The organism is Streptomyces sp. NPDC040718 (assembly GCF_055593565.1).
Map to the genome: position 1 here is coordinate 446,027 of NZ_JBVIXO010000003.1, position 24,418 is coordinate 470,444.

Genomic DNA, 24,418 nt, shown 5'->3' on the forward strand with positions numbered 1-24,418 from the left:
GCGCGTACGCCCCGTCCAGGGCGCCCGGCCGGAAGAGGACGCGGTACGGCGGCGTGCACCGCCCGCTGGACTCGGGCACTGCGCCCGCCGGGGCGCACCATGGGTCTGAGCATGATCGTCACCTAGTGCGAAGCCGGGGCGCGGGGTCCTCAGGCCGCTGGTGCGAGGCCTCGCGGGGGTTCGGCGCGTTCGTAGGCGTGCCCGGTGCGCAGGAGCACCGCCTCGCCCAGCGGCCGCCCCATGAGCTGCATGCCGATCGGCAGCCCGGCCCGGTCGTGGCCGACCGGCACGGTAGCGACGGCACCCCGGTGATGTTCGCCGGTGACGACAGGCGCACGTAGGCGTCGGAGACGGTCTCCACCGTGTCGTCGGCCCAGGTGACGGAGGTCTGGGCCGCCCGTACGGCGGTCATCGGCACGGTGGGGGCGGCGATCGCGTCGACGGTGTCCAGCAGGTCCAGCCACGCCCGCCGCATCAGGGTGCGGGCCCGCTGGGCCCGCAGGTGGTCGCCCGCGGACAGGAGCTCGCCGGCCTCCAGGAGGACGCGCACGTCCGGCCCGTAGAGCTCGGGCGAGGTCCGCAGGGTCCGCTCGTGGTAGGCGGTCGCCTCGGGCACCATCAGGCCCCAGTGGGTCGCCTGGACGTAGCGGGCCATCGGGATCTCGACGTCGACGAGCTCCGCGCCCAGGGACTCCAGGCGGTCGACGGCCCGCCGGACCGCGGATTCGACCTCGGGGTCGACGTGGTCGAAGTAGTGGTTGACCGGCACGCCGACGCGCAGTCCGGCGAGGCCTTCGGCCGGTCCCGGGCGGTAGTCGGTGGCGGGCACGGACAGGCTCGCGGGGTCGCGGCGGTCGTACCCGGCGAGGGCCGTCAGCACGTGCGCCGCGTCCTCCACGGTCCGGGTGAGGGGGCCCACGTGGTCCAGCGACCAGGACAGGGCCGTCACTCCGTGCCGGGGGACCAGGCCGTAGGTGGGTTTGAGGCCGACCACCCCGTTCAGGGCCGCCGGCACCCGGATCGACCCGCCCGTGTCCGTTCCCAGTGCGAACGTCGCCGCTCCGGCCGCCACGGCCACGGCCGAGCCGCCGCTGGACCCGCCCGCGATCCGCTCCGCGTCCCAGGCGTTCCTCGTCCGGGGCGTGGTCAGGCCGTAGGCGAACTCGTGGGTGCGCGTCTGGCCCACCAGCACCGCGCCCGCAGCGCCCAGCCGGGCGGAGACCGTGCTGTCGGCCTCCGCCCGGTGGCCGTCGCGTACCCGCGAGCCGGCGGTGGTCGGGGATGCGGAGTCCGGGCCCGCCGGCCCGCCGGTTCCGTGCCGAGCCGGAGGGGTCTCGTGCAGCCGCGCCCCCTGGAGGCGCACCATGCCGTCGAGGCCGACGAGGACCTCGGCAGGTGGCGGGCCGCCGTGCCCGGCCGGGTCGAGTCCAGCGGACCGGCCCCGACGGGCAGGCCTGACCCCCGCTTTGGGCCCGCCGCAGCCACCGCGGGGTGGTCTGTGCCGCTATGCCCGTAATCCGGCCCGCTGCGCAAAGGTGAAACGCACGGTTATGAAGCCTCGCGGAGCCGCTGGAGGCCGAAAAGCCACCCCTCCGTGGGACAGGATTCAGGTGCAGGAGCTGACGCCCTCCCAGCCGCAGAACCCCGACTGACCAGGGGTTTCGGCTCAATTCCCCCTACCCGCAGCGGGCTTCGCGCTGCCCTGGCGCGGGTGGGGAGAAGGGGACGGGCGGGCCCGAATCCGACCTTCCAGGAGACCCGACGTGTCCACCACCGCACCCGAAGCCTTCCTCGCCGACACCCACACCGGCCTTCCGATCCCCGCGGACCCGGTGTTCGCCTCCGCCGACGACGAGCGCCGCCACCGCAAGCAGCGACTGGCCGCCGCCATGCGGCTGTTCGGCAAGGCGGGCTACGCCGAGGGGATCTCCGGCCACATCTCGGTCCGCGACCCCGAGGACCTGGACACCTTCTGGGTCAACCCGTTCGGCGTCTCCTTCAACCGCGTCCGCGTCGCCGACCTGATCCGCGTCGACGCCGCCGGCCGCGTCGTCGACGGCACCGGCAAGGTCAACCCGAGCGCCTTCACCATCCACTCCAAGATCCACGAGCGCCCCGAGGCCAACGCCATCGCGCACGGCCACACCGTCCACGCCCGCGCCCTCGGCGCCCTGGAACGGCTCCTGGAGCCCTACGACCAGGAATCCGCCGCCTTCTACCAGGACCAGGTGCTCTACGGGGACTACGACGGGCCGGCCATCAAGATCGAGCACGGCCAGGACATCGCCGACCGCCTCGGCGCCAAGCGCGCCATGCTGCTGCGCCACCACGGCCTGATCACCGTGGGCGGCTCCCTGGAGGAGGCCGTCCACTGGTTCTTCACCTACGAGAGCTGCGCCCAGGTCCAGCTGCTGGCCCTCTCCGCCGGGCGGCCCGTCCCGATGTCCCACGAGCAGGCCCTGCTGGCCCGCGACGGCTTCGGCGACGAACAGCTCGGCCGCTACAGCTTCCAGATCATGTGGGACGAGATCACGGCCGAACAGCCGGACCTGCTCGACGAGTAGGGCCGCCGCGCCCCCATGCCCCCGGCCGCACCGGATCCCAGGAAGCAATCATGAGCTCAACCGCCTCACCGCGCGCGGAAGCGCGCACCATCCTCGTCATCGTCGCGATCGTGCAGTTCGTGATCGGCGGCTGGTTCTCCTGGTCGGCGTCCCACGCCGCGCCGCGGGACCTGCCCGTCCTCGTCGTCTCCGCCCCCGGCGCCCCCCGGAGCGCCGAACAGCTCGCCGACCGGCTGCGCGAGGCCGCCCCCGGCGCCTACGCGATCGAGACCGCCGCCGGCGTGGAGGAGGCCGACGCCGCCCTGCGCGACCGCAAGGCGTACGGGGCCCTCCTGCCCACCGCCGGCGGACTCGAACTGCGCCTGGCCTCCGCCGCCTCGCCCACCGTCGCCCAGACGCTGACCGGGCAGGCGCAGGAACTCGCCGGCGGGCCGGTGCTCGTCACCGACGTGGTGCCCGCCGACGCCGACGACCCGCACGGCGCGGGCCTGTCCATGGGCTTCCTGCCCCTGCTGATCACCGCCGTGATCGCCGCCCTGCTCTTCGTCCTCAAGGTGCGCGCCGCCGGCGCCAGGTTCCTCGGCGTCATCGGATTCGCCGTCGCCTCCGGACTCCTCAGCTCCCTGATGCTGACGCACCTCAGCGGGGTGGCACCCGGCAACTACTTCGTCAACGCCGGGATCGTGGCCCTGCTGGAGCTGGCCATGGTCTCCGTGATCACCGGGCTCGGCTCGCTGATCGGCCCGCCCGGCATAGCCGTCGGCGCCGTCCTGATGTTCGTCGTCGGCAACCCCCTCTCCGGACTGGCCTCGGCCCCCGAGATGCTGCCCCAGCCGCTGGGCGCCATCGGCCAGTTCCTCCCGGCCGGCGCCGCCGCGACCCTGCTGCGCACGTCCGGCCCCTTCGACGGCGCCGGCGCGGCCGGCCCGGTCCTGGTGCTCGTCGTCTGGGCGCTGATCGGCCTCGGCCTGCTCTACGCGAGCTCCCGCCGCCGTCCCGCCCCCGCCCCCACGGCCGCCGCCGAGCCGCAGCCCGCCGCCGCGAACTGACGGGGCCGGCCCCTCCCGCCGACTCCTCCTCACGAAAGGCCGACCATGACCATCGACACGAACGACCGCCCGCCGACGCGCATCGGCCTGGTCGGCGGAGGGGCCGCGGCCGTCTGCCTGCTGGACCGGCTCTCCCGCACCCAGGGCCGCGGCCGGGGCTCGATCACCGTCTTCGAGCCCTCCGGCAACCTGTGGCGCGGCCGCGCCTACCAGCACGACGCCGACGCCGTCCTCGCCAACATCATCCCGGCGGAGATGAGCGCCCGCACCGGAGCCCCCGACGACTTCCTCGACTGGCTGCGCGCCTCCGGACTCCCCTACGGACAGGGCGACTACGCCGCCGACGGCTACTTCCCGCCCCGCTGGGTGTTCGGCAGCTACCTGGAGCGCACCGCCGAGAACGCCGTCGGCGAACTCTCCCTCGGCGGCTGGCCCGTCGACGTCGTCCGCGACGCGGTCGTCGCCGCCCGAGAGGCGGGGGACGAGGTGGTGCTGACCACCCGCGACGGCCGTACGCACACCTTCGACTACGTGATCTGCGCGGTCGGCGCCGGCCGGCCCGCGGACCACTACGAACTCACCGGTCTCGCGGGCTACTTCGGCGACCCCTACCCGCTGCGCGACACGGTCGCCTCGATCCCCGAGGACGCGGACGTCACCGTCCTCGGCACCGGGCTCGCGGCGGTGGACACCGTCGTCTCACTCGCCGCCCGCGGCCACCGCGGCCGGATCACCATGGCCTCCCGCAACGGCGCCCTCCCGGCCGTCCGGCAGCGGCCCGTCTTCCCCGAGATCAGGCACTTCACCCCCGCCGCCCTGCACGCCCGCGCCGCCGCGGGCCACGACGGCCGGCTCGCGCTGGACGACGTACTGGAGCTGCTGGAGCGGGAGTTGGCCGAACACGGCGCCGACCCCTCGGCGGTGGTCGCCGAACTGACCTCCCTCGGCGGCGAATCCCCCCTGGAGCGGCTGCGCCGCCAGTACGACCGCATCGACGAGGCCGACACCGGCATGCGCGTCATGCAGCACGCCGTCCCCGAGAGCGGCCCCGACGCCTGGACCCTGATGCGCGCCGCCGACCAGGACTTCATCCGGGACCACCACTACCGGGCCGTGATGAGCCTGTGCTGCCCGATGCCCCCGGCCAACGCCCGCAAGCTGCTGGAGCTGCACGAAGCGGGCGGCCTGCGCGTCCTGCGCGGCCTGTGGAACGTCAAGCCCCTGGCCGGCTCCGGGTTCCACGTCGCCGCCGACGGCGGGGAGTACGAGAGCGACGTCGTCGTCAACGCCGTCAGCGCGCCCTCCCACCGGGTCCCCGCCCAGGCCCGCCCGTTCGTCGACTCCCTCGTCGAGGACGGCATCGGCGAGTACCACCCCTACGGCGGCCTGCACATCGAACCCTCCACCAGCCGGGCCGTGGGCGGGGGCCGGGCCCACCGCCGGATGCACGCGATCGGCGACATGGGCGCCGGGACGCTCTTCTTCACCTCCGGCATGCCCTCCGTCCTCGAACGGGCCGACGACATAGTCCGGGCGGTCGTCCAGGACATCACCGCCCCGGCCACCGCACCCCAGGAGCAGCCCGCATGAACACGATCACCCGCAGGGACATGATGAGGGCCGCCCTGACCACGGCCGTCGTCGTCGGCACCAGCGCCGCCGTCGCGCCGATCGTCCTGGCCGACCCCGCGGCCCCCGACGCCCCCGCCGGTACCGGCACCGCCGCCGGGCAGGCCGCGCTCCCCGGCGGCTTCGACGAGGTCTACCGGGGCCGGCGCATCCAGGGCGGACCCGTGGCCGTGCGCTACGCCTCCGCCCGGGGCGCCTCCGCCCCGGCCTCCGGGCCCGGCATCGAGATCAGCATCGACGGCCGCCCCCTGCACGTCATGCGCCGCGCCGACGGCAGCTACCTGAGCCTGGTCAACCACTACCAGTCCTTCCCCACGCCGCTGGAGGTGGCACGGGCGGCCGTCGACGAGATCGGCACCGCCCAGCTCTCGACGGCCCGGCTGCACCACCACTGACGTCCGACAGGGCTTCGACAACGCTCAGACAAGGCGAGGAACAAGCACACGTGTACACGCGCAAGAACCAGAAGGACCTGGACGCCGGCGAGCGCGCCAGGTTCGTGACGGCCCTCCTGGAGGTCAAACGACGCGGCGTCTACGACGAGTTCGTCCGGCTGCACGGCCAGTACTTCGTCTCCGACGGCGAGGGCGGGCAGCGGGTGGGGCACATGTCCCCCTCCTTCTTCCCCTGGCACCGCCAGTACCTGCTGGAGTTCGAACGCGCCCTCCAGCAGGTCGACCCGAAGGTGACCCTGCCCTACTGGGACTGGACCACCGACCAGTCGCCCACCGCCGGCCCGTGGACCGACGACTTCCTCGGCGGCAACGGCCGCCCCGGCGACCACCGGGTCATGACCGGCCCGTTCGCCTTCGACCGGGGCGACTGGCCGGTGAACGTCGGCGTGACCGAGGAGAAGTACCTCATGCGCGACTTCGGCCGCCCCGCCGACCCGGTCGCCCTCCCCACGCCCGCCGAACTGGCCTGGGCGATCGACGACCCGGTGTACGACTCCGCCCCCTGGGACTCCACCTCCACCACCGCGGGCTTCCGCAACAAGGTCGAGGGCTGGACCGTCGGGGAGAAGGAGGGCTGGCACAACCACAACCGGGTCCACCTGTGGGTCGGCGGCCAGATGACCGGCGGGACCTCACCCAACGACCCGGTCTTCTGGCTCCACCACACCTTCATCGACCTCATCTGGGCCCGCTGGCAGCGCAAGCACCCCGGCTCGGTCTACGAGCCGCGCCGGCCCCTGCCCGCCTCCGACCCCCAGCACGGCCGCGTCATCAGCCTCGACGAGCCGATGTCCCCGTGGCAGGTGCGGCCCTCGGAGCTGCTCGACCACACCCGCTTCTACCAGTACGCGCAGTGACGCGCCCCGCGCGCCCGCTGCCCACACCCCGTCACCACCACAGAGAAGGAACCGCCATGCGCCTGCGCACCACCGTCCCGGCCCTCGCCGCCGCAGCCCTGATCGCCCTCGCCGCCGCCCCCTCCGCCCAGGCGGCGGCCCCGGCCGCCCCGGCCGCCACCTCCGCGGCCGCCCCCGCCCCCTCCTCCGTCCCCGCCTTCGCGGGCCACACGTACGTCCTCACGCTCGACAACGGCGCCGTCCTGCGCAACTCCTACTCCGCCGACGGCACCACCCTCGACTGGACCGCCCTGGAAGGCCCGATGGCCGGCCGCAGCGGCCAGGAGCGGCTCTCCGTCCGCGAGGTGGGCGAGGGCCTCTACTTCGTCAACTGGGTCGAGGCCTCCGGCATGACCGTCAGCCACGTCATGGACCTCGGCCACGGCACCGTCAGCGTCTACTGGACGTACGGCACCCCCGACGGCGGCCGCGCCGGCGAACTGCACACCGCGACGCTCCAGCGCGTCTCTTCTTGACCTGCACGGTGACGCGGGGCCGGCGCCACGGACGCCGGCCCCGCCCACCTCTGTCCACGGGGGGAACCGCCCATGCCCGCTCCACTCACCCAGACACCACGACCGCCCGCGGCGCCCGCCGCGCCCGCCCCGGCCGACGGGGAACTCGCCGGCGCCCTGCGCCCCCGGCACCTGACCATGCTGGCCCTCGGCGGGGTCATCGGAGCCGGGCTGTTCGTCGGCTCCGGGACCGGCCTGCGGATCGCGGGCCCGGCCATCATCCTGTCGTACGCACTCGCCGCCGCCCTGGCCCTGCTGGTCATGCGGATGCTCGGGGAGATGGCCGCCGCCATGCCGGCCAGCGGCTCGTTCTCCGTCTACGCCGACAAGGCCCTCGGCCGCTGGGCCGGCTTCACCGCGGGCTGGCTGTACTGGGCGGTGACCGTCATCGCGGTCGCCATCGAGCTGATCGCCGCCGCGACGATCCTGCACCAGTGGATGCCGGCCGTACCGCAGTGGGCGATCGCCCTCGTGGCGCTGGCCGTCTTCACCCAGTCCAACATGCTCTCGGTCTCCTCGTTCGGGGAGGCCGAGTTCTGGTTCGCGGGCATCAAGGTCGCCGCCATCATCGCCTTCCTCGCCCTCGGCGTCGCCGCCCTGTGCGGGGCCGTGCCCGGGGTCGAGCCGCCCGGCCTGGACAACCTGACCGGCCGCGGCGGCTTCCTCCCGCAAGGCTGGGACAGCGTCGTCGCCGGCCTGCTGACGGTGGTCTTCGCCTTCGGCGGCATGGAGGTCGTCACCATGGCCGCCGCCGAGTCCGGCGACCCCGCCCGCTCCGTCACCAAGGCGGTGAGCAGCGCGATCTGGCGGATCAGCCTCTTCTACCTCGGCTCCATGGCCGTGATCGTCACCTTGCTGCCCTGGGACGCGGCCACGCCCGGCCGCAGCCCCTACGTGGCCGTGCTCGACCGGCTGGGAATCCCGGGCGCCGGGCGGCTGATCGAGGTCGTCGTGCTCATCGCCCTGCTGTCCGCGATGAACGCCAACCTGTACGGCGCCTCCCGCATGGCCCACTCGCTCGCCGCGCGCGGCGACGCCCCCGCGCTCCTGCTGCGCACCTCCGCCCGGGGGGCGCCGCGGCTCGCGGTCGCGGCGTCGGCGGCCTTCGGCTTCGTCGCGATCGCCCTCGACCACCGCTGGCCGGAGCGGATCCTGCCGTTCCTGGCGAAGGCCATGGGCGGCTCGATGCTGTACATGTGGCTGACCGTCGCGGCCGCCCATCTGGTGCTGCGCCGCCGGCTGGAGCGGGAGTCCCCGCACCTGCTGGTGGTGCGGATGCGCGGTTTCCCGTACCTGTCCTGGCTGGCTGCGGCGGGGATCGCGGCCGTGCTGGTGCTGATGGCCTTCGACCCGGAGGCGCGCGGCCAGTTGGGCTGGTCGACGCTGCTGGTCCTGGTGCTGCTGGCGGCCGCCGGGGTACGGGCGCTGCGCGCCCGCCGGAGCCCGGGCTGATGCGCGGCCGGCCCGGCCGGGGAGGTTCCCGGCCGGGCTCTCAGGTGCTCGTAGGGGCGGTGGTCAGGCCGACAGGGGGCCGCAGTCCGTCTCGGTGTGCTCGTCCATGGGCAGCAGTCCGCTGGTGGCGATGAGGTAGCCGAGCTGGGCCCGGCTGCGGCTCTGCAGGGTGGCGGCGATCCTGCTGACGTGGGCGGCCACGGTCCGCCGGCTGGTGCCGAGCCGGCGGGCGATGGCCTCGTCCGTGTAGCCGGCCACCAGAAGGCGCATCACGGCCCGCTGGATCTCGTCGGCGATGTCGGGCTCCACCGTGCGGGAGGCGCCGGGGTCGATGGTCGACCCCCGCTCCCATGCCTCCTCGAAGACCTGCACGAGGAAGGAGACGATGGAGGGCTGTCTGATCTCCAGGACCGAGGTCCGGGCCTCGCCGGGGCCCGGGACGTAGGCGACGGCCCGGTCGATGACGATGAGGCGGTCGAAGACGTGGTCGAGGGTGCGGACCTCGCAGCCGGCCTCGGTGAGCCGCTCGATGTGGCGCAGCGTGGCCGCGTGGGTCCGGGCCGCGTGCGGGTAGAGGGTGCGGTGCCGTGCGGGACCGCGGACGTGGTCGAGCTCGTCCAGGTCGTAGGAGACGCGCGAGCCCCCCGGCTGCACCGTCATCAGCTCCTCCCGGCACTCGCGGACCGCGTGCGCCAGCGTGGAGTGGACGACCTTCTCCCCGTCGATGGCGGTGGCCCAGCCGGTGTGTTCGCGCTTGGCGGCGGTGTAGATCGCGGCCACGGGTACGAAGCTGCCGGCGATGGCGTGCGCGTCCAGCCGCTGCCTCTCCAGCGACTGCTCGATGGGCCGCACCAGTTCGGCCTTGGCCACGTCCGGTGCCACGGGCACGAGGACGGTCGGGTCGTCCGGCGGAGCGACGAGCAGCCCCATCCGCAGGAGACAGGCGGGTGCGCCCTCCCTGGGCGTACACCCCTTCACCACGGCCTGGCGGTAGACGGTCAGGCCCTCACCGCATACGCCGCCCCCCTTGTCTGCAGAGTCGTCACGTTCACAACATTCCCCCGGGTACTGCCTTGCATGATCCTGCATGGCCTAATTATGCACTTGGAAAAGTAGCCGGTATCGGTACGTAGGCTGCCAACATGGTGTCTTAACAAGGTATTGACCATGGAACCGGAGGTAACGGGCGTATGTCGAACGGATACGGGGTACTGGCGGACATCCTGGAGGAGTGGCGTGCGGCCTTCGGCGAGGGCCGCGTGGACGAGGTCGTGGCCCTCTTCGCCGAGGACGCCCTCTTCCAGGGCCTGTCCCCCCGGCTGCTGAACGGCCGCGCGGAGATACGGACCTACTACGAGAACGTCCCGCCCGGCACCACCGCCGCCGTGGAGGTCCTGCACTCGCGCCCCCTCGCCGCCGAGGCCCTCGCCGGCTTCGCCACCGTCACCTTCCGGACACCCACCCCCGAAGACCCCGCCGGGACCCCCCTCCCCGTCCGCCTCTCGCTCATCGCCCAGCACACCGGAGCCGGCTGGCGGATCCGCCAGTACCACGTCTCACGGCTGAGCTGAGTCCCACCGGGGTAGGAACCCGGCGGGAGGCACCGATGAGCTACGAGGACGCCGACCCGGGGCTCTACGGCCCCGGGTCCGTCACCTGGCAGTGCCACGGCGACCCGGTCATGTGGATCGCCGGAATCCGCGCGCTCTACCTCCAGGCCCTGCACCCGCGCGCCGTCCGGGCCGTCATGGCGAACTCCACCGCTTTCGAGCGCGAGGGGGGCCGCGGCGAAGCGTGGGGCCGCCTGCTGCGCACCGCCGACTTCGTCGGCACCCTCACCTACGGCACGGCCGAGGCCGCCGAACGGGCCGGGGCCCGGGTCCGCGCCATCCACCGGAGGCTGTCCGCCGCCGACCCGGACACCGGCGAGCCCTTCCCCGTCGACGACCCCGAACTGCTGCTGTGGGTGCACTGCGCCCAGATCGACAGTTTCCTGCACGTACTGCGCCGATCCGGCGTCCCCCTCACCCCCGCCCAGGCCGACCGCTACGTGGACGAGAACCGGACCAACGCCCGCCTCGTCGGCCTCGACCCGGCCGCCGTGCCCGCCACCGCCGGGGCCCTCGCCGCCTACTTCGACCAGGTCCGCCCCCGCCTCGCCGCCGGACCCGACGCCCGCGCCGTCGAGGACTTCCTGCGGGCCCCGCCCGTGCCCCCGTACCTCGTCCCTGGCCGAAACCTGCTGTGGAGACCGCTCGTCGGGCTTGCCTACGGATCCCTGCCCGGCTGGGCGCACCAGCTGTACGGACGCCCCGCACCGCCCCCGCACGCGGTCACCCGCCGCCTGCGTCTCACGGGTCGCGTGCTGCGCACCATTCCCGCAGGTCTACGCTGGCAGCTGCCTCCAGGTCACATCTTGAAAGCGATGCGCCGACTGGGCCCCGGCAGCCGCCCTTCCGCGTACACACTGCGAAAATCAGCGGCCATACTGGACCGGCCGGGGAGGGCGCGGCACGACAACGGGGGCGGCTTTAAGACATGGCGGAGTCCAGACTGATCCAGGGCCGGTACCGGTCACTCGATCTGATCGGGCGCGGCGGCATGGGCGAGGTGTGGCGCGCCCGCGACGAGTCGCTGGGCCGGCAGGTCGCGGTGAAGTGCCTCAAGCCGGTCGGCGTCGAACAGGACGCCCATTTCACCCAGGTGCTGCGCGAGCGCTTCCGCCGTGAGGCGCGGGTCGCCGCCTCGCTCCAGCACCGGGGCGTCACCGTCGTGCACGACTTCGGCGACGACAGCGCCGCCGGCGGCCCCCTCTACCTGGTCATGGAACTCCTCGAAGGCCGCAACCTCAGCCAGCTCATGGAGGAGAACGAGGCGCGCCCGCTCCCCGTCGACGTGGTCCTCGACATCGCCGAGCAGATGGCCGCCGCCCTCGGCTACACCCACGACCAGGGCGTCGTCCACCGGGACCTCAAGCCCGCCAACATCATGCGGCTCACCGACGGAACGGTGAAGATCTGCGACTTCGGCATCGCCCGCCTGGCCCACGACATCGGCTTCACCGCCAAGCTGACCGGCGGCGGCATGGCCATGGGCACCCCGCACTACATGTCGCCCGAACAGATCGCGGGCGGCGAGGTCGACCACCGCAGCGACCTCTACTCGCTCGGCTGCGTCCTCTACGAGATCGCCACCGGAGCCCCGCCGTTCGACCTCGGCGACTCCTGGTCCGTGCTGGTCGGCCACCGCGACACCGCGCCCGTACCGCTGCGCGACCACCGGCCCGAGCTCCCCGGCTACTTCGAGCAGCTCGTACTGGACCTGCTGGCCAAGCGGCCCGAGGACCGGCCCGGCGACGCCCGCCACCTGCACCGGCGCCTGGTCGAGGCCCGGTTCGGCCCCGGCGGGCGGCCCGCCGCGCAGCCCCCGCTGCCCGCCTGGGCCGAGGGGATGACCGCCGGGCGCAAGGCCGGCGTGGACGCCCGGCCCGCCAGCGGGGAGTGGACCCTGCTCACCGGCTCCTGGACGGCGGCCCGTCCGGCTCCGGCCGCCGGCCTGCCCGTCGCGGGCCCGGGTTCCGTCGCCGCCTCCGGTTCCGTCGCCGCCTCCGGCTCCGTCGCCGGTTCCGGTTCCGGCGAACACCGCATCACCCGTCCCGCCCCCGCCGAGGACCCCCGGCTCACCGCCGCCTACGGACTGGCGCCGCACACCCCGGCCGCCGGGGAGCCCGACGAGCTCGCCGCCGGGCACACCCGCGCGTTCGCCCTCAGCCGCGCCGGCCGGCCCGAGGAGGCCCTCGCCGTGTACGTGGCCGTCGCCCAGGGACGGGCCCGGGTGCTCGGCCCGGACCACGCCGAGACCCTCGCCGCCCGCCAGGAGGAGGCGTACGAACTCGGACGCCTCGGCCGGCACGGAGAGGCGTACGAGATGTACCGAGCGGTCCTCGCCGCCCGCGTCCGCACCGCCGGCCCGCTCCACCCCGACACCCTGCGCTGCCGCCACGGCCTCGCCTGCGCGCTGAGCGCCCTCGGCCGGCACGCCGAGGCCCACGCCACCGCCGCCGAGGTGGCCGCGGACCGCGCCACCGTCCTCGGGGCCGAGCACGCGGACACCCTGCGGAGCCGCTACGAGGCCGCGTACTCCCTGGGCCGGCTCGGCCGCTGGCAGGAGGCGCTGACCGGCTTCCGCCAGGTCGCCGCCGTCCGGGACCGGGTACTCGGCCGAGACCACCCCGACGCGCTCGCCGCCCGCTACGAGACCGGCATCGCCCTGGGCCGCACCGGCCGCCCCGCCGAGGCCCTCGACCTGTTCCGGTCCCTGGCCCGCGACCGCACCCGGGCCTACGGCGCCGCCGACCCGGAGACCCTGCGCGCCCGGCACGTCCTCGGGGTCAACCTGGGCCGCCTCGAACGCTGGGAGGAGGCCGTCGCCGAGGCCCGCGAGGTCGGCCGGCTCCGCGCCAAGGCCCTCGGCGCCGAACACCCCGACACCCTGGTCAGCCGCCGGGAACTCGCCGTCGGCCTGGGCCGGCTCGGCCGCTGGGACGAGGCGCTGCCCATATACCGGGACCTGTCCGGCATCCGCGAGCGCTCCCTCGGCGACGAGCACCCCGACACGGTCCTCGCCCACGCCGACGAGGCGCACTGTCTGGAGCGGCTCGGCCAGGTGTGCTACCAAGAGCCATGACCGCCAACTCAGGCTCCCGGGGCTTCGCGCAGGACGTGTACGACGCGGTGATCGTGGGGGGCGGCCACAACGGCCTCGTCGCCGCCGCCTACCTGGCCCGCGCCGGCAGATCGGTGCTGGTCCTCGAACGGCTCGGCCACACCGGCGGGGCCGCCGTCTCCACCCGGCCCTTCGCCGGCGTCGACGCCCGCCTCTCCCGCTACTCCTACCTCGTCTCACTGCTCCCCGCGAAGATCGTCGACGACCTGGGGCTGCGGTTCGCGGTACGGCGGCGCACGGTCTCCTCGTACACCCCCTTCGAGCGCGACGGCCGCCCAGGCGGACTCCTCGTCGGCGGCGGCGAGGAGCGCACCCGGGAGTCCTTCGCGGAACTGACCGGCTCCGACCGGGAGTACGAGGCCTGGCGGGCCTTCTACGGGACCACCGGCCGGCTCGCCCGCAAGGTCTTCCCCACCCTCACCGAACCGCTGCCCACCCGCGCCGGGCTGCGGGCCCGGATCGACGACGAGGAGGCCTGGCGGATGCTGTTCGAGGAGCCGCTCGGCCGGGCGGTGGAGCAGCGCTTCGCCGACGACCTGGTCCGGGGCGTGGTCCTCACCGACGGCCTGATCGGCACCTTCGCCGACGCCGACGACCCCTCACTCGTACAGAACCGCTGCTTCCTCTACCACGTGATCGGCGGCGGAACCGGCGACTGGGACGTCCCCGTCGGCGGCATGGGAGCCCTCACCGACGCGCTCGCCGAAGCAGCCCGCGCGGCCGGCGCGGAGATCGCCACCGGCCACGAGGTGCTGCGCATCCACACGGACGGCACCGCCCCCGCCGAGGTCACGTTCCGCACGGCGACGGGCGAGGGCGCCGTCGTCGGGCGCGACGTCCTGGTCAACGCCTCCCCGCGGGCCCTGGCCGAACTCCTCGGCGAGGACCCCGGCGACGGCGGCCCGGCCCCCGAGGGGGCCCAGTTCAAGGTCAACATGCTGCTGAGCAGGCTGCCCCGGCTGCGCGACACCTCCGTCGACCCCCGCGAGGCCTTCGGCGGCACCTTGCACATCGCCGAGGGCTACGAACAGCTCAGGCGCGCCCACGGCGAGGCGGCCGCCGGGGAACTGCCGTCCGTGCCGCCCTCGGAGATCTACTGCCACTCGCTGGCCGACCCCTCGATCCTCGGGACCGAACTCGCCGGGCAGGGCTACCAGACGCTCACCCTCTTCGGGCTGCACACCCCCGCCCGGCTCTTCGAGAAGGACAACCGGCAGGCCCGCGAGGTGCTGCTGACCGCCACCCTGGCCCAGCTGGACGCCCACCTGGCCGAGCCGCTCACCGACTGCCTGGCCTTCGACGGGGACGGCCGCCCCTGCATCGAGGCCAAGACCCCGACGGACCTGGAGCGCGAACTGCGGCTGCCCGGCGGGCACATCTTCCACCGGGACCTGTCCTGGCCGTACGCGGACGAACAGGGGGCGGACGGGCGGGAGGCGGGGCGCTGGGGCGTGGAGACCGCCCACCGCAACGTCCTGCTGTGCGGTGCGGGCGCGGTCCGCGGCGGCGGGGTGAGCGGGATCCCGGGGCACAACGCGGCGATGGCGGTCCTGGAGCGGCGCTGAGCCCCCCGTCAGGCGGGCTCGACGACCACGGCCGGGACCTCGGGTTCCGGCTCGGCCTGGTACTCGTCGTACGCGGGCCAGTTCCCCGCCGTCACCGGCCCGTACGCCTCGGTGACCGGCCTCAACGCCCCGGGCCGCGGCCCGCATTCCCGGCCGGCCCGCCCGGAAGGGTGAATCCGTCGAAGAGGTCGTCCAGCGCGCGCCGCGTGGCGCTCGCGGGGGTGGCCCGGAAGGCGAGGTCGCGCGCGGCCACGGCCAGCGGGTGGGTCAGGGCGGCCACCCGGCCCATCCGGCGGGCCCGGACCCGGATGGCGTCGGTACGGGCGAGCCTGGCCCGGGTGTAGGAGCCCAGGGCGGCCGGCACGTCCGGCCCGCGGAGCAGGTGGGCCAGTACGACGGCGTCCTCGACGGCCTGGCAGCCGCCCTGGCCGAGGTTGGGCGTCATGGCGTGCGCGGCGTCCCCGATCCAGGCGGTGCGTCCGTCGTGCAGCCGGGGGAGCGGCGCGGCCAGGTCGTACAGGTCGTGCTGGAGCACCCGCTCCGGGTCGATCCGGTCCAGCAGGGCGGGGATCGGGTCGTGCCAGGTGCCGAACCGCCGCAGCAGCTCGGCGCGGACGTCCGCGGGCCGGTACCCCTCGGGGACGACGGCGGTGGCGTACAGGTAGACCCGCCCGTCGGCGAGCGGGACCGTCCCGAAGCGCTCGCCCCGGCCCCAGGTCTCGGCCGCTTCGGCCCCCGGCCCGGACGGCAGCACGGTCCGCCAGGCGGTCTCCCCGCTGTAGTGCAGGCCCGGGTGGTCCGGGAAGCGGCGGCGGCGCAGCGGACTGTGGATGCCGTCGGCGGCGACGACGACGTCGGCGGCGAGGTCCCCGGAAGCGGTGCGCACCACCGCGCGGCCGCCGTCCCCGTCCACGGAGGCGACCTCGGCCCCGTACGCCAGGGCTCCCGCGGGCAGTGCCGCGGCCAGCGCGGCGGTGAGGTCCGCGCGGTGGACGGCGAGCGGGGGCCGGCCGTAGCGGGCGGCGAGCGCGGCGGTGTCGGCGCGGGCGAGCCGCGTGCCGCCGGGGCGGCGGACGCCCATCGAGGCCGGGACGGCGCGGCCCGCCGCGCGGGCGGCGTCGAAGCCGATGGCGTCGAAGGCGCGCAGGGCGTTGGGGGCGAGGACGATGCCCGCGCCGACGGCGGTCGGGGCGGCCGCCCGTTCGCACACGGTGACCCGCCACCCCTGGCGGTGCAGGGCCAGGGCGGCGGTCAGACCGCCGATCCCGGCACCGGCGACGACGGCGTGGCGCTGGGTTTCGGGCATGGCACGGCCTCCTGCCGTTCAAGGATCCTCTACATCCGTAGAGGGCGTGCTGGCACTCTACAGCTGTAGAGTGGGTGCATGTCCACCCCGGAAACCCCGCCCCCCGCCGCCGACCGCCGGACGCTGATCGCGGACACGGCCATCGCCCTCGTCGCCGCCGGCGGCCTGCGGGGCCTGACGCACCGCGCCGTCGACGGGGCCGCCGCGCTTCCGGCGGGCAGCACCTCGTACTACTTCCGCACCCGGACCGCGCTCATCGGCGCCTGCTACCGGCGGCTGGCCGAGCTGGACCTCGCCGACCTCGACGGCGACGGCTCCCCGGCCGCCCCGGCCGACCGGGACGCCGCCGCGCGGATGCTCGGGACGCTGCTGCACGAGTGGCTGACCCGGGGGCGCGAACGGCAGCTGGCCCGCTTCGAACTGAGCCTGGAGGCCGCCCGCAGCCCGGAGCTGGAACCGGCGCTGCGGCAGGCGGGCCTCGCCGCGCGCGCCCGCGGGGCCGCGGTCCTCGCCGCCCTCGGCGCACCCCGGCCCGAGGAGTCCGCCGAACTCCTGGCCGCCTGGGCCGACGGCCTGCTCTACGACCGGCTGGCCGGCGCCCTCGCCCGCTCCCGCCCCGCCCCGGACCCGGCCGAACTGACCGCCGCCGCCCGCCGGATGCTCGACGCCGTGCTCGCTCCCGCCTAGGATCCCGGCATGATCGCCGAACTGCAGTGCCTGGTACTCGACTGTCCGGAACCGCTCAAGCTGGCGCAGTTCTACGGGGAGTTGCTCGGCGGCGAGGTCAACCGGCCCGACCGGCGCTGGACCCTTGACGAGCACTGGGCCACGCTCCACACCCCGTCCGGGGCCGTCCTCTGCTTCCAGCAGGTCACCGACCACCGCCCGCCGAAGTGGCCGGACCCCGCCCACCCCCAGCAGGCCCACCTGGACCTCGCCGTCGCCGACCTCGGCCGCGCCCAAGAGCGGGTGCTCGCCCTCGGCGCCGCGCTCCTGGACGACAGCCGAGACGCCGAGGGCTGGCGCGTCTACGCGGACCCGGCGGGCCACCCGTTCTGCCTGATCCGGGAGGCGCGGTGAACGGCGTACCCCGACTCGTCCCGCTCGTGCGACAGTTCGAGTTCGCGTCCACCCGGCTGTCCGGCCGGCTGGCGGGTCCCGTGATGGACAGCGGGGACGGTACGGACACCCGGGTGGTGCCCCTGACCGACGAGGAGTACCTCTGGGAGCCGGTGGCGGACTGCTGGTCGGTCCGGCTCCGCACGCGGGGACCGGGCGCGCGCGCGACGCTCCTGGCGGGCGCCCGCACCGGCGAGTGGGGCCGCGACGCCGCCTCGTACCCGCACCCCTGGCCGCCGCCCTTCACCACCCTCGCCTGGCGGCTGAGCCACCTCACGGAGATGCTGACCCTGCGCGCCGACCACACCGCCGGCACCCGCACCCTCACCCGCGACGACCACCCCGTCACCGGCGACGCCGCCGGAGCGGTGGCCGCGTTCGCGAAGGCCGCCGACGCCTGGCACGAGGCGCTCCTGAGCGTCGACGAGGCCGCGCTCGACACCGTCGGGTACTGCACCTACCCGCACGGAGGCGACGCGGAGGAGCCGTTCGTCGACATCGCCTGGTGGGTCAACCAGGAGGTCCTGCACCACGGCGCCGAGATCGCCCTGCTCCGCGACCTCTACCGGGACCGCCGCTCCGGGGCCTAGGGGCCGGGGCGCCCGAAATCGGGTCGACCCGGGGCCCGGCAGGGCCTAGCGTCGGTCCTCATGAGCATCCTGCAGACCATCCACGACGTGCCCGTTCTGATGTGCGACCCCGAGGGCGAGACGATCGGGGGTGAACGGGACGTCATGGACCTGGTGGGCAACGCCGCCTGGCAGGGCGCCCGGTGGGTGGTCCTGCCGGCCGCGCGGTTCGACGAGGAGTTCTTCCGGCTGCGCACCCGGATCGCCGGGGACATCGTCCAGAAGTTCGTCACCTACCGCGTCGGCCTCGTCGTCCTCGGCGACATCTCCCGCCACACGGACGGCAGCGAGGCCCTGCGGGACTTCGTCCGCGAGTGCAACCGCGGCCGCCAGACCTGGTTCCTCACCGACCTGGAGGAGCTGCGGGAGCGGCTGGAGGGAGCGGCGTAACCGGTCAGTCCGCCGAGCGGGTCCAGCCCGCGGCCTCGATGCGGGACGCGTCCGCCGGGCGGTCCTCCGAGAACAGGAGCCGGGCCGGTTCGGCGACCCGCAGGACGTCCACGTACACCCCGCGCCCCACGTAGCGGCCGGTCGACGCGTGACGGAAGCGGAGCCGGACCTCGCGGCCGGCCGACCACGCGGGCAGCGGGGCTTCGAGGCGGTGCCAGATACGGCCCGACCAGCCGCCCGCCGACCCCGCCGGCCACTCCTCGGGGGTACCGCCGGTGCTGCGCACCGTGGTGAACGGGACGGCCTCCCAGGCGGTCCCGTCCGCGGAGGCCTCCAGGTGGAAGGCGCCCGCGCCGGGCACCGTGTCCCACCACACCGCGCAGCGCAGCCGGGCGCGCGCCGTCGCGGGGGTCAGCGGGGGCAGGGTGAGGGTGCCCGAGCCGCCGGTCTCCATGCCGGAGAACCAGGCCGCGCCGCCGTGCTTCGTACGGACCGGAACGGCCCGGGCGAAGCGGTTGCCGGTGGCGACCCGGGGGGCGCTGCCGGCCCGCCAGGTCCGCACGGGGTGGACGGAGTTGCCGAGCAGGACGAGGAAGGAGTCGGTGGAGGGGTCCAGCACCAGGGAGGTACCGGTGAAGCCGGTGTGCCCGGCGGAGTGCGGGGTGGCCAGGGCGCCCATGTACCAGTGCTGGTAGAGCTCGAAGCCGAGGCCGTGGTCGTCGCCGGGGAAGGCGGTGTTGTAGTCGGTGAAGAGCAGCTCGACGGAGGCGGGGCGCAGGATGCGCCTGCCCGCGTAGACCCCGCCGTCGAGCAGGGCGCGGGAGAGGACCGCGAGGTCCCAGGCGGTGCCGAACACGCCCGCGTGGCCCGCGGCGCCGCCGAGGGCGTACGCGTTCTCGTCGTGGACCGCGCCCCACACCAGCCCCCGGTCCAGGCCCGACCAGGGCGGGCGCTGCACCTCGGTGGCGGCGGTGATCCGGCGCCAGGAGAGGGGCGGGTTGTACCGAGTGCGGTGCATCCCGAGCGGAGCGGTGATCTCGTCGCGGAGCAGGACGTCCAGAGTGCGGCCGGTGATCCGTTCCAGGAGCAGCTGGAGCGCGATGAGGTTGAGGTCCGAGTAGCGGTACACCGTCCCGGGGGTGTCCTGAGGTCGCACCGACCACAGCAGCCGCAACTGCCCCTCGCGGGTGGACTCCTGGTAGAACGGCGCCCACGAGCGCAGCCCCGAGGTGTGCGTGAGCAGCTGGCGGACCGTCACGGCCTCCTTGCCGCCCCCGGTGAACTCCGGGAGGTACCGGTCCACCGGCGCCTCCAGCTCCAGCCGGCCCCGCTCCATCTGCTGCACCGCCAGGATCGAGGTGAACAGCTTGCTGAGGGAGGCCAGGTCGAAGACGGTGTCCTCGGCCATCGCGATCCGCTCGGCCGCCGGGAACTCCGCCGGCCGGTCCGTGCGGCCGTCGTAGTCCGCGTACCGCACCGCGTACCCCATCGCCCGGTGCAGGGCGACGGTCCGGCCGCGCCCCGCCAGCACGACGGCCCCCGCGTAGTACGGGTGCTCGGGGGAGGGCCCGAGGAAGCGCCGGGCCTCCTCCGCGACCCCCTCCAGGTGCCGCTCCAGCAGCCCGGCCTGCCGCGCCGATCCGTACCGCAGCCGCAGCCCCTGGAGGGCCCGCCGCTCGGCCGCGCCGGCGGGCGGCCCCGGGAGCGCCGCGTGCAGGACGAGTACCCCGCCCAGCGCCAGCAGCCGTGCCCCGAGCCGCCGACGGCTCGGCCCGCCACCCCCGGCGGCCTCCGTCTCCGCCCCCGTGACTCCCGCCATGACCGGCCCTCCTGTCCGCCGAACTCTCCTCCGCCACCCGCACACCGCGAGCACCCGCACGGGAGCACCCGCACCGGCCCGGCCCGCGGCCGGCGCCCCGCACGGGCCCGGGCCCGCCCGCGGGCACCCGTCACGGGAGCACCCGCACGGAACCCGGCCCGCCGCAGGCAACCCGCAGGGGAGCGCCCGTGTCCATCCGGGCCCGCCGCAGGCGTTCCGCACGCTACTGGGTATCTGCCCGCCCGCCGGGGACCCTCCGCACCGGGCCGCCCGCAAGAATCTGACACTGCATCAGAAAATCTCTTCCCTCGGCCGCCGCCCTGCGGCATCCTCACGCCCATGGAGACGGAGCTGAGCAAGAAACTGGGAGTCGAGCACGCCATCTTCGGCTTCACGCCCTTCCCGGCGGTCGCCGCGGCCATCACCCGCGCGGGCGGTTTCGGCGTGCTCGGCGCCGTCCGCTACACGGCTCCCGACGACCTCAGACGCGACCTCGACTGGATGCAGGAGCACACCGGCGGCAAGCCCTACGGCCTCGACGTCGTCATGCCCGCCAAGAAGGCCGTCGACGGCGTCAGCGAGGCCGACATCGAGGCGATGATCCCCGCCGGCCACCGGGCCTTCGTCCGCGACACCCTCGCCAAGCACCACGTCCCCGAACTCGCCGAGGGTGAGGCCTCCGGCTGGCGGATCACCGGCTGGATGGAGCAGGTCGCCCGCAACCAGCTCGACGTCGCCTTCGACTACCCCGTCAAACTCCTGGCGAACGCCCTCGGTTCCCCGCCCGCCGACGTCATCGCCCGCGCTCACGAACACGGCGTCCTGGTCGCCGCCCTCGCCGGCAGCGCCAAACACGCCCGCCGCCACGCCGAAGCGGGCATCGACATCGTGGTCGCCCAGGGCTACGAGGCCGGCGGCCACACCGGCGACATCGCCACCATGGTCCTGGTCCCCGAGATCGCCGAGGCCGTCGCCCCGCTCCCCGTCCTCGCCGCCGGAGGCATCGGCAGCGGTGAGCAGATCGCCGCCGGACTCGCCCTCGGCGCCCAGGGCGTCTGGCTCGGCTCCCTCTGGCTCACCACCACCGAGGCCGACCTGCACTCCCGCGCCCTCACCGAGAAGCTCCTCGCCGCCGGCTCCGGCGACACCGTCCGCTCCCGCGCCCTCACCGGCAAACCGGCCCGCCAGCTGCGCACCGAGTGGACCGATGCCTGGGACGACCCGGAGGGACCCGGCGCCCTCCCCATGCCGCTCCAGGGGCTGCTCGTCGCCGAGGCCGTCTCCAGGATCCAGAAGTACGAGGTCCAGCCGCTGCTCGGCACCCCCGTGGGCCAGATCGTCGGCCGGATGAACAGCGAGCGCAGCGTCCGGGCCGTGTTCGACGAGCTCACCAGCGGCTTCGAGCGCGCCATCGACCGCATCAACCGGATCGCCGGCCGGTCCTGAGGAGTGAGGAGTGAGGATCAGCATGACCGACACGCAGCAGCCCAACGGCTTTTGGGCGCAGGCGACCGCAGACCCCGCCCGCACCGTCCTGGTCACCCCCGAGGGCGAGGAGTGGTCCGCCGGCCGGCTGCACGCCGACGTCAACCGCCTCGTTCACGGCCTGCGCGCCGCCGGACTGGAGGAGGGGGACGCCTTCGCCGTCGTCCTGCCCAACGGCGTCGAGTTCTTCACCGCGTACCTGGCAGCCTCCCAGGCGGGCTTCTACCTGGTCCCCGTCAACCACCACCTCGTCGGCCCCGAGATCGCCTGGATCGTCTCCGACTCCGGCGCCAAGGTCCTCATCGCCCACGAACGCTTCGCCGACGCCGCCACCGCCGCCGCCGAAGAGGCCGGGCTCGCCCCCGGACACCGCTACGCCGTCGGAACGGTCCCCGGCTTCCGGGCGTACGCCGAACTCCTCGACGGCCAGAGCGGCGAACCGCCCGTCGGCCGCACCCTAGGCTGGGTCATGAACTACACCTCCGGCACCACCGGCCGTCCCCGCGGCATCCGCCGCCCGCTGCCCGGCAAACTCCCGGAGGAGACGTACCTCGGCGGCTTCCTCGGCATCTTCGGCATCCGCCCCTCCGACGGCAACGTCCACCTGGTCTGCTCGCCGCTGTACCACACCGCCGTGCTCCAGTTCGCCGGCGCGTCCCTGCACATCGGGCACCCGCTGGTGCTGATGGACAAGTGGAGCCCGGAGGAGATGCTGCGCCTGATCGACCGCCACGCCTGCACCCACACCCACATGGTCCCCACCCAGTTCCACCGCCTCCTCGCGCTCCCGCAGGAGACGAAGGACGCCTACGACGTCTCCTCGATGCGGCACGCGATCCACGGCGCGGCCCCCTGCCCCGACCACGTCAAACGGGCGATGATCGACTGGTGGGGCCGCTGCGTGGAGGAGTACTACGCGGCCAGCGAGGGCGGCGGGGCCTTCGCCACCGCCGAGGACTGGCTGAAGAAGCCGGGCACGGTCGGCAAGGCCTGGCCGATCAGCGAGCTCGCGGTCTTCGACGACGACGGCAACCGGCTCCCCGCCGGGGAGCTCGGCACCGTCTACATCAAGATGAACACCGGCGGCTTCAGCTACCACAAGGACGAGGGCAAGACCCGCAAGAACCGCATCGGGGCCTTCTTCACCGTCGGCGACCTCGGCCTGCTCGACGAGGAGGGGTACCTCTTCCTCCGCGACCGCAAGATCGACATGATCATCTCGGGCGGGGTGAACATCTACCCCGCCGAGATCGAGTCCGCCCTGCTCACCCACCCGGCCGTGGCCGACGCCGCCGCCTTCGGCATCCCCCACGAATCCTGGGGCGAGGAGGTCAAGGCCGTCATCGAACCCGCCGAGGGTTTCGAGGCGGGCGACGCGCTGGCCGCCGAGATCCTCCACCACTGCGAACGCCGGCTCGCCGGCTACAAGCGGCCGAAGTCCGTCGACTTCATCGAGACGATGCCCCGCGACCCCAACGGCAAGCTCTACAAGCGCCGCCTGCGCGACCCCTACTGGGAGGGCCGCGACCGCGCCGTGTGACGCAGTCGGCCCCGGCTCCGCCGGCAGCCGGGGCCGGGCTCAGATGTCCGCAACACGCTGATATTTCGTGAGAAGTGCCACTCCGGGGCTCCGGATGGGCGCCTCGTGGCGCACCCCGGCGCCGGTTCTGGCAACTTGGCTGGCATGAGTACGGCAACGCGCAGATCCCCCCTGACCGACTGGACCCTCCTCGTTCCCGTGGTGGCGCTGGTCGCGCTCGTCCTCAGCTGGGGGCGCGACCTGTCCGGCCTCGCCGTGGCCCTGGTCGCCCTCTGCCTCGCGGGGGCGGTCCTCGCGGCCGTGCACCACGCCGAGGTCGTCGCCCACCGGGTCGGCGAACCCTTCGGCTCACTGGTCCTCGCCGTCGCCGTCACCGTCATCGAAGTGGCCCTCATCGTCACCCTGATGGCCGATGGCGGCGACAAGACCGCCTCCCTCGCCCGGGACACCGTCTTCGCCGCCGTCATGATCACCTGCAACGGCATCGTCGGCCTGTCCCTGCTCGTGGGCGCCCTGCGCAACCGGGTCGCCGTCTTCAACGCCGAAGGCTCCGGAGCCGCCCTGGCCACCGTCGCGACCCTCGCCGTGCTGAGCCTGGTGCTGCCGACCTTCACCACCAGCAAGCCCGGCCCGGAGTTCTCCTCCGCCCAGCTGACCTTCGCCGCCGTCACCTCCCTCGCCCTCTACGGGCTGTTCATCGCCGTCCAGACGGTCCGCCACCGCGACTACTTCCTGCCCGTGGACACCGGGAGCACCGCCCCGGGCTCCGCCGACGGCGACGGCGACCACGCCGAACCGCCCACCGCCCGCGCCGCCCTCATCAGCCTCGGCCTCCTCTTCGCCGCCCTCGTCGCGGTCGTCGGCAACGCCAAGGCGGTCTCCCCGACCATCGAGAAGGGCGTCTCCGACGCCGGACTGCCCCACGCCGTCGTCGGCGTGATCATCGCCCTGCTCGTCCTGCTCCCCGAGACCCTCGCCGCCGTCCGGGCCGCCCGCCGCGACCGCGTCCAGACCAGCCTCAACCTGGCCTACGGCTCCGCCATCGCCAGCATCGGCCTGACCATCCCGGCCATCGCCCTGGCCTCCATCTGGCTGACCGGGCCGCTGCTGCTGGGCCTGGCACCGCTCCACATGGTGCTGCTCGCCCTGACGGTGGTGGTCGGCGCCCTGACGATCGTTCCGGGCCGCGCCACCCTGCTCCAGGGCGGCGTCCACCTCGTACTGCTGGCCGCCTACCTCTTCCTCGCCGTCAGCCCGTAGGAGGTGCACCCCGGCCGGCG

21 protein-coding genes and 1 pseudogene are annotated in these 24,418 nt (G+C 74.4%); 18 read left to right on the forward strand and 4 right to left on the reverse strand.

Features of this window, described 5'->3' with window-relative positions; translation table 11 throughout:
- Nucleotides 1-149 precede the first annotated feature (149 nt).
- Nucleotides 150-1,279, reverse strand: a pseudogene (locus tag ACZ597_RS10780) (amidase); the annotation flags it as partial.
- 484 nt (nt 1,280-1,763) lie between these two features.
- On the opposite strand from ACZ597_RS10780, the gene ACZ597_RS10785 reads away from it, so the two are divergent.
- From ACZ597_RS10785 to ACZ597_RS10815, 7 genes are all read left to right on the forward strand, one after another.
- The gene (locus ACZ597_RS10785; protein WP_471327758.1) at nt 1,764-2,564 is read left to right on the forward strand and encodes a class II aldolase/adducin family protein; all 801 of its coding nucleotides are present in this window, start codon (nt 1,764-1,766) and stop codon (nt 2,562-2,564) included.
- A gap of 50 nt (nt 2,565-2,614) precedes the next feature.
- Nucleotides 2,615-3,613 carry an ABC transporter permease gene (locus ACZ597_RS10790; protein WP_471327759.1) on the forward strand — a complete coding sequence of 333 codons (999 nt, stop codon included), beginning with the start codon at nt 2,615-2,617 and terminating at the stop codon, nt 3,611-3,613.
- A gap of 45 nt (nt 3,614-3,658) precedes the next feature.
- A complete protein-coding gene (locus tag ACZ597_RS10795; protein WP_471327761.1) occupies nt 3,659-5,203 on the forward strand; it encodes an FAD/NAD(P)-binding protein in 1,545 nt (514 codons plus the stop codon).
- On the forward strand, nt 5,200-5,637 hold the full coding sequence (locus ACZ597_RS10800) for a tyrosinase family oxidase copper chaperone (protein ID WP_471327762.1): 438 nt from the start codon (nt 5,200-5,202) through the stop codon (nt 5,635-5,637). The genes ACZ597_RS10795 and ACZ597_RS10800 overlap by 4 nt, the downstream gene beginning before the upstream one ends.
- Before the next feature lie 50 nt (nt 5,638-5,687).
- Nucleotides 5,688-6,554, forward strand: coding sequence for a tyrosinase family protein (locus tag ACZ597_RS10805; RefSeq protein ID WP_471327763.1), 867 nt, complete (start codon nt 5,688-5,690; stop codon nt 6,552-6,554).
- Between the two features lie 56 nt (nt 6,555-6,610).
- Nucleotides 6,611-7,069, forward strand: a complete 459-nt coding sequence (locus ACZ597_RS10810; protein WP_471327765.1) for a MoaF-related domain-containing protein — start codon at nt 6,611-6,613, stop codon at nt 7,067-7,069.
- A 72-nt stretch (nt 7,070-7,141) separates the two neighbouring features.
- Complete coding sequence (locus ACZ597_RS10815) at nt 7,142-8,560, forward strand: amino acid permease (RefSeq protein WP_471327766.1); 1,419 nt, start codon at nt 7,142-7,144, stop codon at nt 8,558-8,560.
- Nucleotides 8,561-8,623: 63 nt separating this feature from the next.
- On the opposite strand, the gene ACZ597_RS10820 is transcribed toward ACZ597_RS10815, so the two are convergent.
- Complete coding sequence (locus ACZ597_RS10820) at nt 8,624-9,490, reverse strand: helix-turn-helix transcriptional regulator (protein WP_471327768.1); 867 nt, start codon at nt 9,488-9,490, stop codon at nt 8,624-8,626.
- Between the two features lie 260 nt (nt 9,491-9,750).
- Between ACZ597_RS10820 and ACZ597_RS10825 the strand changes: the two genes are divergently transcribed.
- From ACZ597_RS10825 to ACZ597_RS10840, 4 genes are read left to right on the forward strand one after another with little or no spacing between them, the layout of a single operon-like run.
- A complete protein-coding gene (locus ACZ597_RS10825; protein WP_471327769.1) occupies nt 9,751-10,131 on the forward strand; it encodes an SgcJ/EcaC family oxidoreductase in 381 nt (126 codons plus the stop codon).
- Between the two features lie 35 nt (nt 10,132-10,166).
- Nucleotides 10,167-11,117 carry an oxygenase MpaB family protein gene (locus tag ACZ597_RS10830; RefSeq protein ID WP_471327770.1) on the forward strand — a complete coding sequence of 317 codons (951 nt, stop codon included), beginning with the start codon at nt 10,167-10,169 and terminating at the stop codon, nt 11,115-11,117.
- A complete protein-coding gene (locus ACZ597_RS10835; protein ID WP_471327772.1) occupies nt 11,099-13,246 on the forward strand; it encodes a serine/threonine-protein kinase in 2,148 nt (715 codons plus the stop codon). Before ACZ597_RS10830 ends, ACZ597_RS10835 begins: the two co-directional genes overlap by 19 nt.
- Complete coding sequence (locus ACZ597_RS10840) at nt 13,243-14,850, forward strand: phytoene desaturase family protein (RefSeq protein WP_471327774.1); 1,608 nt, start codon at nt 13,243-13,245, stop codon at nt 14,848-14,850. Before ACZ597_RS10835 ends, ACZ597_RS10840 begins: the two co-directional genes overlap by 4 nt.
- Nucleotides 14,851-14,971: 121 nt before the next feature.
- Here the strand turns inward: ACZ597_RS10840 and ACZ597_RS10845 are convergent, their stop codons facing one another.
- On the reverse strand, nt 14,972-16,156 hold the full coding sequence (locus ACZ597_RS10845; protein ID WP_471327776.1) for an FAD-dependent monooxygenase: 1,185 nt from the start codon (nt 16,154-16,156) through the stop codon (nt 14,972-14,974).
- 78 nt (nt 16,157-16,234) lie between these two features.
- On the opposite strand from ACZ597_RS10845, the gene ACZ597_RS10850 reads away from it, so the two are divergent.
- The 4 genes from ACZ597_RS10850 to ACZ597_RS10865 are packed head-to-tail and all read left to right on the forward strand — an operon-like array spanning nt 16,235 to nt 18,294.
- On the forward strand, nt 16,235-16,843 hold the full coding sequence (locus ACZ597_RS10850) for a TetR/AcrR family transcriptional regulator (protein WP_471327778.1): 609 nt from the start codon (nt 16,235-16,237) through the stop codon (nt 16,841-16,843).
- A gap of 9 nt (nt 16,844-16,852) precedes the next feature.
- Nucleotides 16,853-17,236 (forward strand): VOC family protein, encoded by a 384-nt coding sequence (locus ACZ597_RS10855; RefSeq protein WP_471327779.1) that lies wholly within the window; start codon nt 16,853-16,855, stop codon nt 17,234-17,236.
- Nucleotides 17,233-17,865, forward strand: a complete 633-nt coding sequence (locus tag ACZ597_RS10860; RefSeq protein ID WP_471327780.1) for a DinB family protein — start codon at nt 17,233-17,235, stop codon at nt 17,863-17,865. Before ACZ597_RS10855 ends, ACZ597_RS10860 begins: the two co-directional genes overlap by 4 nt.
- 60 nt (nt 17,866-17,925) lie before the next feature.
- On the forward strand, nt 17,926-18,294 hold the full coding sequence (locus ACZ597_RS10865; protein WP_471327782.1) for a DUF4180 domain-containing protein: 369 nt from the start codon (nt 17,926-17,928) through the stop codon (nt 18,292-18,294).
- A gap of 4 nt (nt 18,295-18,298) precedes the next feature.
- On the opposite strand, the gene ACZ597_RS10870 is transcribed toward ACZ597_RS10865, so the two are convergent.
- Complete coding sequence (locus ACZ597_RS10870; RefSeq protein ID WP_471327783.1) at nt 18,299-20,113, reverse strand: serine hydrolase domain-containing protein; 1,815 nt, start codon at nt 20,111-20,113, stop codon at nt 18,299-18,301.
- Nucleotides 20,114-20,452: 339 nt separating this feature from the next.
- Between ACZ597_RS10870 and ACZ597_RS10875 the strand changes: the two genes are divergently transcribed.
- The 3 genes from ACZ597_RS10875 (at nt 20,453) to ACZ597_RS10885 (ending at nt 24,398) form a co-directional block, all read left to right on the forward strand.
- Nucleotides 20,453-21,559, forward strand: a complete 1,107-nt coding sequence (locus ACZ597_RS10875) for an NAD(P)H-dependent flavin oxidoreductase (protein ID WP_471327784.1) — start codon at nt 20,453-20,455, stop codon at nt 21,557-21,559.
- A gap of 22 nt (nt 21,560-21,581) precedes the next feature.
- The gene (locus tag ACZ597_RS10880; protein ID WP_471327786.1) at nt 21,582-23,138 is read left to right on the forward strand and encodes an acyl-CoA synthetase; all 1,557 of its coding nucleotides are present in this window, start codon (nt 21,582-21,584) and stop codon (nt 23,136-23,138) included.
- A 144-nt stretch (nt 23,139-23,282) separates the two neighbouring features.
- Entirely contained in the window at nt 23,283-24,398 is a 1,116-nt protein-coding gene (locus ACZ597_RS10885) for a calcium:cation antiporter (protein ID WP_471327787.1), read from the forward strand.
- The last annotated feature ends 20 nt before the right edge of the window (nt 24,399-24,418 follow it).

Coding starts and splice junctions, on each gene's coding strand:
- ACZ597_RS10880 (WP_471327786.1), top strand. CDS start 21,582: ATGACCGACACGCAGCAGCCCAACGGCTTTTGGGCGCAGGCGACCGCA.
- ACZ597_RS10825 (WP_471327769.1), top strand. CDS start 9,751: ATGTCGAACGGATACGGGGTACTGGCGGACATCCTGGAGGAGTGGCGT.
- ACZ597_RS10820 (WP_471327768.1), bottom strand. CDS start 9,490: ATGGGGCTGCTCGTCGCTCCGCCGGACGACCCGACCGTCCTCGTGCCC.
- ACZ597_RS10800 (WP_471327762.1), top strand. CDS start 5,200: ATGAACACGATCACCCGCAGGGACATGATGAGGGCCGCCCTGACCACG.
- ACZ597_RS10865 (WP_471327782.1), top strand. CDS start 17,926: ATGAGCATCCTGCAGACCATCCACGACGTGCCCGTTCTGATGTGCGAC.
- ACZ597_RS10835 (WP_471327772.1), top strand. CDS start 11,099: ATGGCGGAGTCCAGACTGATCCAGGGCCGGTACCGGTCACTCGATCTG.
- ACZ597_RS10830 (WP_471327770.1), top strand. CDS start 10,167: ATGAGCTACGAGGACGCCGACCCGGGGCTCTACGGCCCCGGGTCCGTC.
- ACZ597_RS10815 (WP_471327766.1), top strand. CDS start 7,142: ATGCCCGCTCCACTCACCCAGACACCACGACCGCCCGCGGCGCCCGCC.
- ACZ597_RS10810 (WP_471327765.1), top strand. CDS start 6,611: ATGCGCCTGCGCACCACCGTCCCGGCCCTCGCCGCCGCAGCCCTGATC.
- ACZ597_RS10855 (WP_471327779.1), top strand. CDS start 16,853: ATGATCGCCGAACTGCAGTGCCTGGTACTCGACTGTCCGGAACCGCTC.
- ACZ597_RS10875 (WP_471327784.1), top strand. CDS start 20,453: ATGGAGACGGAGCTGAGCAAGAAACTGGGAGTCGAGCACGCCATCTTC.
- ACZ597_RS10870 (WP_471327783.1), bottom strand. CDS start 20,113: ATGGCGGGAGTCACGGGGGCGGAGACGGAGGCCGCCGGGGGTGGCGGG.
- ACZ597_RS10845 (WP_471327776.1), bottom strand. CDS start 16,156: ATGCCCGAAACCCAGCGCCACGCCGTCGTCGCCGGTGCCGGGATCGGC.
- ACZ597_RS10850 (WP_471327778.1), top strand. CDS start 16,235: ATGTCCACCCCGGAAACCCCGCCCCCCGCCGCCGACCGCCGGACGCTG.
- ACZ597_RS10795 (WP_471327761.1), top strand. CDS start 3,659: ATGACCATCGACACGAACGACCGCCCGCCGACGCGCATCGGCCTGGTC.
- ACZ597_RS10790 (WP_471327759.1), top strand. CDS start 2,615: ATGAGCTCAACCGCCTCACCGCGCGCGGAAGCGCGCACCATCCTCGTC.
- ACZ597_RS10885 (WP_471327787.1), top strand. CDS start 23,283: ATGAGTACGGCAACGCGCAGATCCCCCCTGACCGACTGGACCCTCCTC.
- ACZ597_RS10840 (WP_471327774.1), top strand. CDS start 13,243: ATGACCGCCAACTCAGGCTCCCGGGGCTTCGCGCAGGACGTGTACGAC.